The following is a 14,505-nucleotide window of genomic DNA, read 5'->3' on the forward strand; positions in this document are numbered from 1 at the left end:
AACATTAACAACATGAGTTTTACTCGATTAATATCCCTATTTGAAGGATCTCAAATAATGACCTTCATTGCCTATTTTTTTATTTTCAATATTAGCCTAATTTTTATTGAAACAGTACTAGATTTAATGACTTCAAAAAAAAGAAGATGGAAAGATACAGGAGCCAATTTTATAATTTTTATTATCAATCAGCTTCTAGAAAAAACAATAGTTGGTTCTATTGGCGTTATATGTTTAATGCCTTTTCATTGGCTTACTCCAGTTTCTATTCCTATGAATCTACTCACCTGGCTCCTTGCGTTTTTAGTTGCAGACCTAACTTATTATTGGATGCATAGAATAGAGCACGAACATAGAATTTTATGGGCTTTACATAGTGTACATCATTCTTCTAAAGATTACAATTTAAGTATTTCATTTCGGTTGAGTATTATCGAAGGTTTGATTGAATGGATCTTTCTAATTCCAATGATACTTATAGGTTTTAGTCCTTTTCAAGCTATAGTTGGTCTTATTCTAGTTGCGCAATTTCAAACATGGATACATACGGAACGTATTGGAAAGCTCGGTTGGTTAGACCAGATTTTTAATACACCGTCGGTACATCGTGTGCATCACGGTTCAAATAAAAAATACTTAGATAAAAATTATGGTGGCTTTTTAATTATTTGGGATCGGATATTTGGAACCTATCAAAAGGAAGAAGAAAAAGTTATCTATGGGTTAACAAAAGATATAAACACCAACAATCCACTGTTAATTAACGTTATAGAATTTAAAAGCATTATAAAAGATCTAAAAAAGTGCAAATCGTGGAAGGATCGAATTAAGATCATCTTTGGTAATTTATCATGGAGACCAGATTATTTCAAGGAAGAAACAAACAATGTAAGCCAATAAAAGAACATTTTTTAAAACTAAAAAAAAGTAATGAAACAAAGAATAATAGGCATAGATATGGCAAGAGCATTGGCGGTTATTGGAATGATAATTGTTAATTTTAAGACTGTATTTGGATCTGCTGGATTACCTTGGGTGCAATCTTTCACCAGTATTTTTGACGGTAAAGCGGCAGCCATTTTTGTGGTTTTAGCGGGAGTTGGAATGGCTTTAATGACCAATTCGGCAATTAACCATAGAGATAAAGCGAAAATAAAAGTCGCTCGAATTAGAATCGCAAAAAGAGCGTTGTTTCTCTTTATTCTAGGTCTTTCTTATATCACAATTTGGCCAGCAGATATTCTACATTTTTATGGGATTTATATGGCAATCATAATACTAATCTTAACCTGCAAAGAACATACAATCCTAATTTCGGGTATTGCCATAATTGTAGCGTATCCCATTTTAATAACAGTTTTAAATTACGAAACAGGTTGGGATTTTACCACCTTAGATTATCACGCTTTTTGGTCGTTTAAAGGCTTTATTAGAAATCTCTTTTTTAATGGTTTTCATCCTGTAATGCCTTGGACTGCTTTTATGCTTTTTGGTTATTGGTTAGGAAAACAGGATTTAAACAACCTCAAATTTGTAAAAAAAATATTTTGGATGAGTACCCTCATCTTTATTTCTATTCAAGTTGTCTCTTATCTAACTATCTCCATTTTATCAGAAGGAAACCAAGAAGCCACTTTAGAACTAACGGCGGTTTTAGGAACCAATCCAATGCCTCCACTACCCATTTATATGTTTAATGGTATTGCTATTGCTTTTGCGGTAATCTCAGCTTGTATACTAATAGCCAAAAAATTTAAAAACAGTTTTATCATTGATGCTTTAAATAAAACAGGTCAATTAGCATTGACGTTTTACGCAGCCCACGTTGTTATTGGAATGGGAATTATTGAAGTCATAAACCCTAATAAAATAGGGAATTACTCCATTCAATTTTCGGTTGGTTATGCGATTGTATTTAGTTTATTATGTATTCTATTTGCAATTGTTTGGAGAAAATATAAAAACTATGGCCCTTTAGAATGGCTGATGCGAAAAATAACGGCTTAAAAAAATTCATAGATAAAAGCTATAAAACTTAAATTCATGAGCGTTTACAGACTGTTTATCTAATATCGATGTTCCTTCGAAAATGCTCAATCCAATGCAAATAAAACCCCTATAAAGAACTCAGATCTGTTTGGATTAAGAACCACCAGATATAAAGTTGCTGCGATCTTAGAAAGCTAAAATTGGTAGACTAAAGCCTATTAAACCAAACCATAGATTGTAGAGCCCTATGGGTTTGGTTTTAATATTGATAGATATGAATTAGGAACGTGAGTAAGAGGAGGAACAGGTCTATACTAAAAGACTTTGTTGAATTTAAAGAATTGAATATGAAATGTGGATTTAATTGTGATATCAAATCATCTAATTTAACTTATTTAACTACTAATGAGAGTCGTAAATTCTCTTTTGCAGTGACTATTTTATTTTTGATAATAATGTTGTAAATGATAGGCTAATAACCAAATTGACATGAGCCTTAATACTGAAATTAGCATTAGATTTCACTGCAACATTGCGTTTAAAAAACTTTCTGTTATTACAAAAATCGTAGTCCAGTAGATAGACCATTTTAAATTATTAAACAACATCTATAAAATGGCTAAAAAAAGTACCGTTAGGACTATATGGATTAGTAATTGTTTAATAGGCAAACGACTACAATTCAATTATACAGCAAATTCTCGTTATGAATATGTAAAAATATTCCAATAGAAATGTCTCATAGATAATTTAATAGAGTATAAAAATAGTCATGACTGTCTCTTGTATATACTGTACTTTTGCTTTCCCTATTTAGAACTATTTTGTTGCTTTGTCGAAGAATGAATGACAATAGAAAAACAAATAGTAATATTACAATTTCTCTTTATTGAAGATGTCAATTAATAGGAGGAGTATCGTTTCTATTTATTAGAGGTGCACACAGGAACGTAAAATATGAGGTTTAAGTGTTATTTATGATATATTAATTTTACACATTAAGCTTCGGCCCTATGTTATTGTATAAAAAATGTTTTATCTCTATTATTATACGATCAAATTAGGGATCTTATCTGCAATTCCAGCCTCTAACCACAGCAAATTAAAGTAAAAAAAAAGGAATCAATATAGCCATTGCAAAGTACACCCTTTATTGCACATTGGATTTTATTTTTAGTGTCTTGCTTTTAGAGTTAATCCATAGCCACTATTAATTGGTTCTATTTTACATAAAAAGATTCTCTTACAACAAGAGTAAGTTTGTTAGCATTACACAAAATATCCCAAAAACATTACTCTTATGGAGAATAATAAATCTGGGATATTTTGTAATAAAAGGATTGCTTCTCAGCATTTATGTATCATTATGTAAAACCGTTAATTATTACGCTTAGGCTATTCTTTTATATTCAGTTTATTTAAAATAGCGCGACTTACGGTTTTCATTATTTCTGAATGCTTATCATTTTGTTCAACATTAAGTATTGGTTTTACTCCATCATTTAAGTTAACCACCAAAGCATTAAATTTTTCTGTAATTTCATTTTTGGAAAAATTTTTATCTTTATCATTTAATCGACTCATTCTTCCTGTGTACATACTAAGAATACTATAATATTGATCATCTACTTCTTTTGTCATCTTCATATCATCTACTTTACTTTCAAACCAAATGTGCAAGTTAGCATATTCTTTCATTGAAAATAGTTCAACTTTATTTTTCTCTCTTTCTAATTGTTTTTGAGATTGAGCGTTTATATTGATAAATATTAAAATAAAAATTATGCTTAAAATTGATTTGATAGTTTTCATGCTTGTTGTTTTGTTTTTAAATTATATGTAAAGACTAGCATCTAAAGATACAATTTTATAGCAAATTAAGACGAAACGAATTAATGATTAGGTCAAATAGTTTAAAATCAGCTAATACTATTAAAAATTAATCAAGCTGTTTACCGCCTTAGTAGCTTCAAAATCTTGTTTCATAGTATTTAAAAAATCTAAAATAAGCTTCCTGTTTCCCCATTCTGTATCCAATAGTATTAAATAAAAAAAATGATGCTTGCTGCTCTGCTCTAGCTTTTTGTTACCTAAAGGCTCTAATGTTATCATATCTATAGCATTCGTAATGTCGTGTATTAACTTGGTTACGTACCTTGTCTTTTGATTATCAACACTATTAGTACCTCCATAGTTAGACGCTTTATTATTTTCTAAATGATTACACAGAACAAATCCCTAAAGAGCTTTGTGCAATTTCCTGTCTTGCCTTTTACTTTCGCTCTAATTTGTGTAACTTATCTTATCATGGTATTTACGATACTCGCTTTTAATTCATTTACTTTACCAGAATCCTTAGCATGAAAAGGACCATTAAAAAGAGGTCACTTAGTTGTAAGTGCCTAGCGTTATTTTGTGTCACGTTACCAATTTTTATTGCGTTAATGATTATTGTTAGTAATATGTAAAGGCGCTCTAACATTTTGAACACCTGTGATAACACTAAAAAAGGGCACTATGGATAGAACTCTGTTTTTTTTGTTTTATTTTTTATGCTGGCTGAACTCAAGCAATAAACGAGTTACTATCGTTTTTTTTAACACGAATTAGTGTTTGATTGTTTTACAAAAATAGTCGCAATACTGCCTAATACTTTTTTATAGTGAAACATATAAAAGACTAACTGAACTCTCTTATTATTGCTTTAAAATTATCACTTGTTAATTTCTATAACCTTATAATTTTAGATATCCATAATCTAAGCAGACCTCTTATTTCACTTTTGTAAACCCCAAATACAAGCGCGTCTTTTACTTTATAAAAAATCGCGTATTCGATACGTAATATGTATTTTAAATTGAATAGCATTGCTATTCAATAAAACGAAAGACAACAAAAAGCACCATTACGTATGCTTTATACATTGCTAAAAACTTAGACAGGTTTTCTATAAAATATTAAATCCGCATGTTTTAACGCGCTTATATTTATAAAATACAAAAAGAAATAACACCCTTTGCTTTAAAGCAATCTATTGTATTTAGAAAGGCACAGAACTTAATCAAGATAAAGACGACACCGATTTTTTACCTTTGGTTTAGATTGTCATTCAGTAATATATTGTACTCTTTAACAAAGTCTTGTAAACTTTCAAATTTCTTGAACCTTTCATCAAATACCTTTTAAAAAACTAATTTCATTTATTTTATTCGTAAGTTTAGGGTTGAAAAACAAAACACTATTTCTTATGAAAAAAATAATATTACCTGTTGATTTCTCTAAGCATTCAGAATATGCTTTGGAAACTGCCGCAGCCTTAGCAAAAAAACATAATTCTCAACTTATAGTAATGAATATGCTAGAGTTATCTGAATCTATATTTTCTGAATCTGGAGCTGATAGGCAAAACGAAATGTTGTTTATGCTTGCATCAGTCAATAAAGAATTTGAGACTTTTTTAGATAGAGATTATTTGGAAGGTGTAGATGTCACTGTTATTATTAAGCACCATAAAGTATTAAAAGAAGTTGATGAAGTTGCTAAAGCTGAAAATGCAGATTTAATAGTAATGGGTTCGCGCGGCCATAGTACTCATAGTGGTATTTTTACTGGATCTAATACCGAAAAAGTAGTTCGCTATAGTGATACACCAGTACTTGTTATTAAGGGACAGAATACTAATATTGATTTTGATAATGTGGTATTAGCTACAGATTTCACAGAAGAAAGTGTTCCTGCATTTAAAAAAGCATCTAAATTATTAAATGTAATAGGAAGCAACATCTCTTTATTACACGTAAACACACCAAATGCAGCTCAATTTAAAAGCACACAAGAAACTGAAAATCAAGTTACTGACTTTTTAGATAAAGCTGATGCAACAGAATGGGCAGATAAAATTGTCTATGTTTCAGATTATTCTGTTGAAGATGGCATTTTAAATCATTCAAATAAAACAGGTGCTAACATCATAGCTATGACTACTCACGGTAGAAAAGGTTTAAGCCATTTCTTTGGCGGTAGCATTTCTGAAGATATTGTTAATCACTCAGTATTGCCTGTACTGACTATTAAAATGTAATATTTAAATTATAAATTGTAAAAAAAGATCTAAACTAAACGCTTAGGTCTTTTTTGTTTTAAAAACAGCTTTGATTCGTTATAACTTTCTGTATTTATCTCTATTTCAAAAAAAAGAATTTTTTATTTTCAAGCCCTTGAGGGTTTATAAAAAATTTGATTATACATTACAATAAACGTAAAGCGATACCATCACCGGTAGTAGCCATAAGAATAATATTTGCTCATTTTAAAAGTAGACTGTATTAATTTTGAGTGTTTTAAGACCTTTAGTCTTTACCCTACCTTTTATTACTATAGAGGTTCATAATTTTCAATACCGTTAGATATTGCTACTACAACAAATACATTTATATTTTACGACAAACCTTACCTTTAAACTGCACTACATACTCTTTTAAAGCCCTCTTTATAAAGAACATAACTCTATGCCGATAAGTACAAGAAACTACCAAACAACTTGTATAGATGTATTGTATTTTGTTCAGCAGAAAAAGAATTTTGAATGCTTTCTAATAATACTAAGAACACAAGACTTGATTACACTACTTCAAGTTGTAATGAAAACAATAAAAGGATAATCACATCCCTTTCTCATTTTTTTTCATTGGTCTGTAAAGATTGATTTATATATTTCCCTACCACAATAGCAGTTAAAACTACTAAATAAATTTGACCAACTAATCCGATTAGAATAGTTGCTTTCTGTGCTATTGGAGTTTTAGGTGTGATGTCTCCATAACCAATAGTCATTAGGGTAATGTAACTAAAATACAGTAAGCGTTCTGTTAAAACATCTGCATTAGCGACAACGCTTCTTACGCCTTGAAAAGAACCTGGGTTGGTAAGTTCTACAGCTAAACAAATAAAAAAACCAATTAAACCTAAAGAGATATAACCACTAATTAAACCGAAAATAACAGATCTATCAACGATTTTCGCTTCCCAAACTTGTTTAATAATTTGAATGGTTACAATACTATAAAATATAAAATACCCACCCATTTTAAAGTAATTAAAATAAGAATACTTGTGATCTAACCTAAAAATAGAGTCTATAATCAATAAAATAAAAAGCCCAAAAAACAAATAGATTAATCTTTTGTTTTTTGAAACTAAAACAATACCAGCCAATATATTTATTAGGAAAAACAACGATATAATTACACTCTCTAGAAACTCTGAAGGGATTAAAAGCGAACCAAATAGAATTATCATTTGACTAACAAAGAAAATGCCTAATCTATATTTATTTAGTTTTTCTAGCATCCTTTAGTCTAATAAATCGTTATTAAACTCATAACCTTTATAGTTTAGCTTAAAAAGTAAACTATAAAATGTAGGAATAAAAAACAGCGTAATCACGGTACCAAAAAGCAAACCTACCATAATGGAAACTGCCATACCTTGCCACATTTCTCCTCCAGTTAAATACAAAGGAATTAACCCTAAAACGGTTGTAAATGTAGCTAACAAAATGGGTCTAAACCGCTGTAAACAAGCTGTAATTACAGAGTCTTCTTCTTTTCTCTTCAACACGTTTTGTTCAATCTCCATTCTATCAATTAATACAATTGCATTGTTAATAATAATTCCTGCCAATGCTATTACTCCTAAAAAAGGCATAAAACCGAAAGGTTCCTTAAAAACAAGTAAACCAATAACAACACCAATAATTGCTAAAGGAATGGTACAATACACCATTATCATTTTCCTGAACGAGTTAAATTGTATAATTAATAACAACATAATTATAAAACCACAAAGAGGCAAGTATTTAAGCACAGCTCCCATGTTATCAGCTGTATTCTCTGCATCACCACCAAGTTTATAACTGTAACCAGAGTTCCAGTTTGTAGCCTGTTCGTTTAGCCATGGTACAATTTCAGCGGTTATTATAGAGGCATTTCCATTTTCACGCAACTCACTTGAAATGGTGACGGTTCGGTTAATATCCAAACGTTTTATCTTTGCATATTGCCAAACAGGCTTTATAGATGCCACCTGCAGTAGTGGTACATTTTTACCCGTAGTTTGTGAAAAAATGGTTAGCGTTTCAATAGATTCAAGTGTTTGTTCCTGACTTTTATCACTTCGCATCACAATAGGAATCGATTTATCGTCTTCTCTAAATTCACCTGTAATAAAACCATCTAACACGGTTTGCAATGAAGTTGCAATATCTTGACTTGAAACACCTGCTGTTTGAGCTCTAATCTGGTTAATATCTATTATAAATTTTTTTGTTTTCGGTCCCCAATCATCTTTAACGTTCTTAGTACCTGAAATGCTAGTTAGCTTTAATTTTACTTGTTCAGCAATTACAGAAAGCTCATCTGGGCTATGACCAGTTACTTTAATTTCTATAGGTGTTCCACCACCTCCACCAGCTAATGCACCAATCTTTATCTCGGCATTTGGAAAACTATCAAAGCAAAATGCATCTAATTGATTAATCATATCCTGATTAGCCTTAAAATGAGAAGTGTTTACCAAAATATGGGCGTAACTTGAATTGGCTTCATCTTGAGAATACCCTTGATCGTATGACTCTGGGCCCTTACCAATATAGGAAGACCAATTATCAATCCCTTCCTTTTTTGTATTAGATGTTTGTAATGTTTTCGCTATAAAAACCTCAATATCTGCTACAACTTGAGTTGTCCGTTCAATTTTTGTTCCTAATGGTAAATTAATATCTACCGTAATCATATTCCTATCACTATCTGGAAAGAATAAAAATTCAATTTTTGTAAAACCAAATAGGGCCACTATAAACATGACCATTATAAACAGCATTGTCTTTACTTTATGACGTAATGCTATTAAAATAAAATCTTTATAATAGCCTTTTAACCATTCAATAGCTTTATCAATGAGACTTATTTTAGCGTCTTTAGGTTTAGCTTTCATAAATAAATACGACAGTAACGTAATTATAGTAAGTGATATAAGCCAAGAAGACACTAGCGCTATAGTTATGACAAGAAAAATAGGACCCACAATGTCTCCCATTGCCGATTCTGCTAAATAAAATGCCATGAATGCAACGGCAGTAGTTAATGTTGAAATTAGAAGTGGAGTAAATAACTCAGAACACGCTTGAATGGCTGCTTCTTTTCTACCGATGCCCTCTTCTAGTTTTACAACGATAGTTTCGGCAACCACAATCCCATTATCTACCATCATTCCTAATGCCATGATAAGTGCTGCCAAAGACACTTGATTAATTCCAATATTCATAATCCCCATAACCATAAATGTTGTTACAATAACGATTGGAATTAAACTAGTAATAATTAATCCAGTTCTAAAACCCAGAAACAACAGCATAACGACCAATACGATGATTACAGACTGCATAAGATTCACCATGAATGCGCTAACCTTATCTTCTATATAAATATCCATAGATGATAAGGAACGAAGTTCCAAACCAACCGGTAATAATGCTTCCCATTTTTGTTTTACACTATTTACTTCTTCTCCCAAAGCAATAATATTAGCATTATCTTTTAGCGATATATGCAAACTTATAGCATCCATACCATTAACAAGTACCTTTTGTGTTGCAGGAGAAATGTATCCTTTTTCTATGGTAGTAATATCTTTTAAATAGACCAATTGACCGCTATCTCCAACAGGAATAAGCATGTCTCCAATATCTGAAAGGGTATCAAAATTTCCCGTCGGTTCTAAAATGATACGCTCATCTTCAACATTAATTTGCCCTCCAGAACTTAATATATTTTGTGCCGAAATAATACCACTTAATTTTTGAGCTGAAAGCCCATATTCCTTTAACCTAGAATCATCAAACTCTACAAAAACACGTTCATCTTGTTCACCTCCTATTTCAACTTTAGCGGCAGCATCTAGTTTTATTAAATCGTCTTTAATGTCATCTACGTATTCTTTCATTTCTGCATACGAAAAACCATCACTTGTAATACCTAAAACAATACCATACACATCACCAATACCTTCATCGTCTAAATTTGGTTTTACGTTTGCTGGCAAGCCTTCAATCACATCTAATTTACGACGTAACCTATCCCAAACACTTTGCAATTTTTCTGGTGTAACTTCATCTTTAAGTGTAACGTTAATGACAGACAAACCTGTTCTAGAGGTACTGGTCACTTCTTTTAGTTCTGGGATTTCTTGAACTACTTTTTCAATTTTATCAGTAACCAATTCCTCAACACGCTCTGGTCCAGCTCCTGGGAATTGAGATACAATAGTTGCAACCCGAATAGTTATTGGTGGCATACTATCTCTAGGTAACGATTGGTAAAGAAAAACACCTAATAGCATTATAGTAGTCAGAGCCATATAAGTGATTCTGTTTTTTTCTATAGAGAACTTAGTAAGATTCATAGTTTGATAGTTGATGTTATTATAGCCTAAAAATTAGGCAAGCAATTTTAATTATTTAGAACTACTGTAACTTCACTTCTTGTCCGTCAAGTAAGGTTTGTAAACCTGCTATCGCTATTTTTTGACCTGCAGAGACCCCTTCTATCACAGCAAAACCTTCAGAGGTTAATTTACCAACTTTTATTGGTTGCTTTTTAGCAATTGTTTTATCTCCTGATATTTCAATTAAAAAAACAAAATTCCCATTAGCATCTTCACCTACAGATTTTGCAGGAACCACCAATGTTTTATTGTCAGTCTGTTTTTTACCAAACTCAAAAGTGACATTAGCAGCCATTCCAGATTTTATATTTTGTGATGGATTTGTTATTTTTACACGCACTGGATATGTAGATGTATTTTGGTCTATGGATGGGGAAACTTCAGTTATTACACCATCAAATGCTTTATCTTTAAGCGATGACATATGTATCACTACAGGCATGTTTTTATTTACTTGATTAATTGTGTTTTCTGGAATTCCCAAAGCGATCTCCATATCTTTACCAGCATGTAAAACTGCTATATTCTGACCTGATCTTACATTTTCATCAATCTCGGCATTAACAGCGGCAATAACTCCATTTTCCGATGCATATATATAACCATAATTAATTTGTTCTTGTTGAATAGAAACACTACGCTTTGCCGATTCGAAAGTATCAACAGCAGTTCTATACTGGTTCTTCGCATCTTCATAATCACTTAAAGATGTGCTCCCTTTTTCATAAAGTGAACGCACACGATTTAGACTTAATTTTGCTGTATTCATTTGTGACTTCGCACTGTTTAGTGAAGACAATGAATTTTCATAATTAAGACGAGATTGTACGTTATCTAACTTTGCGAGTAATTGTCCTTTTTTTACGATTTGGCCAATTTTTAAATTAAACTCAGTAATAATTCCATTATTTCTGAAACTTAAATTTATAACCTTATCTGTATTAGCTGTCCCACTAAAGGTACGAGAAGAATTCCCACCCAAAAAACCAACTTCTTGATAAGATACTGGACGTAAAGGTGCCTTCTGCTGCTTCTTTTCTTCGGCACAAGACATAAAGAAAACGGTAATTAAAAGAAGTCCAAATGTTACTGTTGTATTTTTCATTTTAAAAATGGTTATGTGTTAGTTTCTATTTTCTAAATATTGGTTAAACCCTTCTATAAAAGCTGCATTTTCTTCTGTTGAATGTAACAAGAAGTAATAACTAATATACCTTTCTAATTGAATAGAACTCAATAAATAGCTATATACCGCAGTTATTTGAGCCTGTTGTGAAGACAAATAATTATTTTGAGCATCTAATAACTGTACAATATTAACGGCTCCATTAGAGTAAGACACCTGTGTAAGCTCCAAACTTTCTTTAGCTGCTTTCTCAGATATTTCAGATATTTCAATATTGGCAATTTGATTGATCAGATCCAATACCGCAGTATTAACATTAACTTCTATAGCCCGTTCTGCGCTGTCCTTATTAATTGAAAGTTGATCTTGTTGTATGGTCGCTATTTGTTTATTAATAGTAGTTTGTGTTCTATTAAAGATCGGCAATGACAAGCTTATTCCAGCATAATAATCATTTGAAGGAAAGTTTGGGGAATTAAAAGCGGTCCCTTTTCCACTTCTATTAAATTCATTATTATACTGTGCTTGTAAAGCTAGGGTTGGCAAAAAACGACCAGAACCGTTGAGTTTTATACTTCGCTTGTTAGCAATCAAATTATAATTTAATGATTTTATCTCTGGTGCATTTTCTTTAGCAATCTTCTGCAAATATTCAACAAAGGTTTTACGTAATTTTGGGTCATCTATAAGGTCTCGTATTTGTTGGTAGTTATATTTTTTTAATATGCCTTCTCCTAATTCTGCTTCGTTTACATCAATTTCATAATCAATTGGGTTATTAAGTAATTGATTTAAAATAAAAAAAGTTTGTTCAAGTTGGTTTATTGCCTCTACTAAGGTTTGCTTGTTTTGAGCTGCTTCACTTGTAAATCTTAAAACATCAGATTTTCCAGATTGTCCAGCTTCGTAATTTTGTTTTGCAATCTGTAAATTCTTCTTAGTAAGATTCAAGTTCTTGCTTTGAATTTTCAAATTTGCTTTTAAAATCAATGCATTAAAGTAGACGTTTGATACCTCAAAAACGGCATCCAATTTATCTGTGTTATATACTTCCTGTTGCGCTTTTAATAATTCTTTTTGAATGGTAATATTAGCATTTGTCGATTCTGAAAATAAAGTTTGCTCTAAACTAATAACTCCTTTAGTTGAAAACTCTGGAGCGTTACCAAATGATACTTCTGCCAAATTTGGATCTACATAAGTACCACTTGCACTTGCAATTACGCTAGGATAATAATTACTCTTAGATGTTTTTACATCCTGTTCACTTAATGCAATTTCTTTTTTACTTGACTGTAAACTTAAATTTTCACCTATTACAGTTTTCATTACATCTAGCAGGTTGTATTTTTTTTCAGAAAGAATATTCACAAAATCACCTACAAAATTGGTGTTCCCTATTAAACTATATTTTATAGGCATACCAACACTTTTTGCTGTATTATAATTTACAGTAAGTTTATCGTCATAATTTATAAATACTGGTGATTCAGAAAGATTTTGTCCATTAACATAAGATTCTATATTAAGTGCAATACGTCTAAAAAACAGCTCTATATTATCTTCAGAATTGTTTGTCGCCATTAAACCCTTTTTTACATGATCTACAGAAGTGTTTGTAAAAGATGGCGTTTTTTCTTTGATTAACTTAGCAGAGATTTTAGCGATTTCATTTTCATTAAGAAAAAAACCACTCGCTAAATAAAAGGCATCAATATCACTGGTAATATTGTTAGTAATATCCTCGCAGTTATTATAAGGGATTATTTTATAACTAACACCTAATGCTTCTGTTTCAGCATCGAAAATAGTCTTAAAAGGTAAAAAAGCAATTAAACCTTCCTCTATAGCAATGCCTACTTTAGTGAAATTCGTGAGTTCCTTTAAGGCCTTTAAATCTCTCTTAAAAGACTGATGCGTAATTAAGTATGTGAAATTAGAGATTCTAGAAGTACTTTTCTCTGCTTCAAAATAATTAAAATCTTCGTTAATTGCTCCAAATAATATGGTAGGCTTTTGGTGAGTCTTTAAATTTGAAATAACGGCATTGTTTATTAAACCAAAAGCAAGAATAATATCTGTATTACTATTTAACAGTGCATTATAATTTGCCTTTGCTTTTTCTAAATTAAAAGAGTTAACTAATAAATTATCTTCAGAGAAACTAATGATAGCATCTTCTCCAACAACAGCCTTTATCTCGTTTTGCAATGCAAAAAGTAGCAACTCTGATCTTGGTGTTTGATAATCAAGAAGAACACCAATATTATAGTTTTTCTTCGTTTGAGAAAAAGCCAATAGTGTGACCATTAGCAATAATATTGTGATATTTTTTTTCATTGATTGGTTAGTTTTTTATTTGGTTTTAAATGGTCTCCAAATAATGTGTATAAAAAAATGAACCCTTTTCTGGTTTCTTCAATTTTCACATTAGGAAAACAAATATACAGTGTAGTTTCAATATACAAAAATTATGAATTCAAGAATACAATATAACTCATCTCTTATTTTTATTGAAAAAGTATTATTGTGAATTTTGACAAACAACTCTCAACGCACATAATAGCTTGGAGTAAAAAGTAATATCATATATTTTAAAGAAAAATTTTCAGAAAAAAGAAAATATATAAACTTAATTTTCGCTTTTAGAAAAGTGAGGTTATTTAAGGCGGAACATTATAATACAACTAATACTAGACTAATTTAATCTATTCCTTTAACTTCTCTACCAACCACAATGGTTTTTTATTAAAAGGTTTCCAGTCAGTTTGCAAAGCTGAGTAAAGTTTATCTATTCCGGTAAAGTCTGTAGTTATATAGTCTGGATCTGCTTTTTAACTTTAAGATATAATCCATTAGCTAGTAACACATCGTAAATTGTCCACATT

10 protein-coding genes and 1 pseudogene are annotated in these 14,505 nt (G+C 30.9%); 4 read left to right on the forward strand and 7 right to left on the reverse strand.

Annotation, left to right across the window (positions count from 1 at the left end):
• The first annotated feature begins 12 nt into the window (after positions 1 to 12).
• Together RH82_RS05280 and RH82_RS05285 are read left to right on the forward strand one after the other, a co-directional pair.
• A complete protein-coding gene (locus tag RH82_RS05280; protein WP_034058773.1) occupies positions 13 to 900 on the forward strand; it encodes a sterol desaturase family protein in 888 nt (295 codons plus the stop codon).
• Between the two features lie 30 nt (positions 901 to 930).
• Positions 931 to 2,007 carry a DUF418 domain-containing protein gene (locus tag RH82_RS05285; protein WP_034058775.1) on the forward strand — a complete coding sequence of 359 codons (1,077 nt, stop codon included), beginning with the start codon at positions 931 to 933 and terminating at the stop codon, positions 2,005 to 2,007.
• Between the two features lie 241 nt (positions 2,008 to 2,248).
• Here RH82_RS05285 and RH82_RS19215 read toward each other — a convergent pair.
• The 3 genes and pseudogenes from RH82_RS19215 to RH82_RS05295 form a co-directional block, all read right to left on the reverse strand.
• Positions 2,249 to 2,368, reverse strand: a pseudogene (locus tag RH82_RS19215) (histidine kinase); the annotation flags it as partial.
• A 1,016-nt stretch (positions 2,369 to 3,384) separates the two neighbouring features.
• A complete protein-coding gene (locus RH82_RS05290) occupies positions 3,385 to 3,801 on the reverse strand; it encodes a hypothetical protein (RefSeq protein ID WP_034058777.1) in 417 nt (138 codons plus the stop codon).
• Between the two features lie 120 nt (positions 3,802 to 3,921).
• Positions 3,922 to 4,101, reverse strand: coding sequence for a hypothetical protein (locus RH82_RS05295; RefSeq protein WP_034058778.1), 180 nt, complete (start codon positions 4,099 to 4,101; stop codon positions 3,922 to 3,924).
• A 1,135-nt stretch (positions 4,102 to 5,236) separates the two neighbouring features.
• On the opposite strand from RH82_RS05295, the gene RH82_RS05300 reads away from it, so the two are divergent.
• Together RH82_RS05300 and RH82_RS18340 are read left to right on the forward strand one after the other, a co-directional pair.
• Complete coding sequence (locus tag RH82_RS05300) at positions 5,237 to 6,070, forward strand: universal stress protein (protein ID WP_034058779.1); 834 nt, start codon at positions 5,237 to 5,239, stop codon at positions 6,068 to 6,070.
• 427 nt (positions 6,071 to 6,497) lie between these two features.
• A complete protein-coding gene (locus RH82_RS18340; RefSeq protein ID WP_156112421.1) occupies positions 6,498 to 6,650 on the forward strand; it encodes a hypothetical protein in 153 nt (50 codons plus the stop codon).
• 13 nt (positions 6,651 to 6,663) lie between these two features.
• Here RH82_RS18340 and RH82_RS05305 read toward each other — a convergent pair whose 3' ends face one another.
• From RH82_RS05305 to RH82_RS05320, 4 genes are all read right to left on the reverse strand, one after another.
• The gene (locus RH82_RS05305) at positions 6,664 to 7,338 is read right to left on the reverse strand and encodes a potassium channel family protein (RefSeq protein ID WP_034058781.1); all 675 of its coding nucleotides are present in this window, start codon (positions 7,336 to 7,338) and stop codon (positions 6,664 to 6,666) included.
• 3 nt (positions 7,339 to 7,341) lie between these two features.
• A complete protein-coding gene (locus RH82_RS05310; RefSeq protein WP_034058783.1) occupies positions 7,342 to 10,449 on the reverse strand; it encodes an efflux RND transporter permease subunit in 3,108 nt (1,035 codons plus the stop codon).
• A gap of 61 nt (positions 10,450 to 10,510) precedes the next feature.
• Entirely contained in the window at positions 10,511 to 11,596 is a 1,086-nt protein-coding gene (locus tag RH82_RS05315) for an efflux RND transporter periplasmic adaptor subunit (RefSeq protein ID WP_034058785.1), read from the reverse strand.
• An 18-nt stretch (positions 11,597 to 11,614) separates the two neighbouring features.
• A complete protein-coding gene (locus RH82_RS05320) occupies positions 11,615 to 13,957 on the reverse strand; it encodes a TolC family protein (RefSeq protein ID WP_034058787.1) in 2,343 nt (780 codons plus the stop codon).
• Between the last annotated feature and the right edge of the window lie 548 nt (positions 13,958 to 14,505).

It is taken from the genome of Lacinutrix jangbogonensis (assembly GCF_000797445.1).
GTDB lineage: Bacteria > Bacteroidota > Bacteroidia > Flavobacteriales > Flavobacteriaceae > Lacinutrix > Lacinutrix jangbogonensis.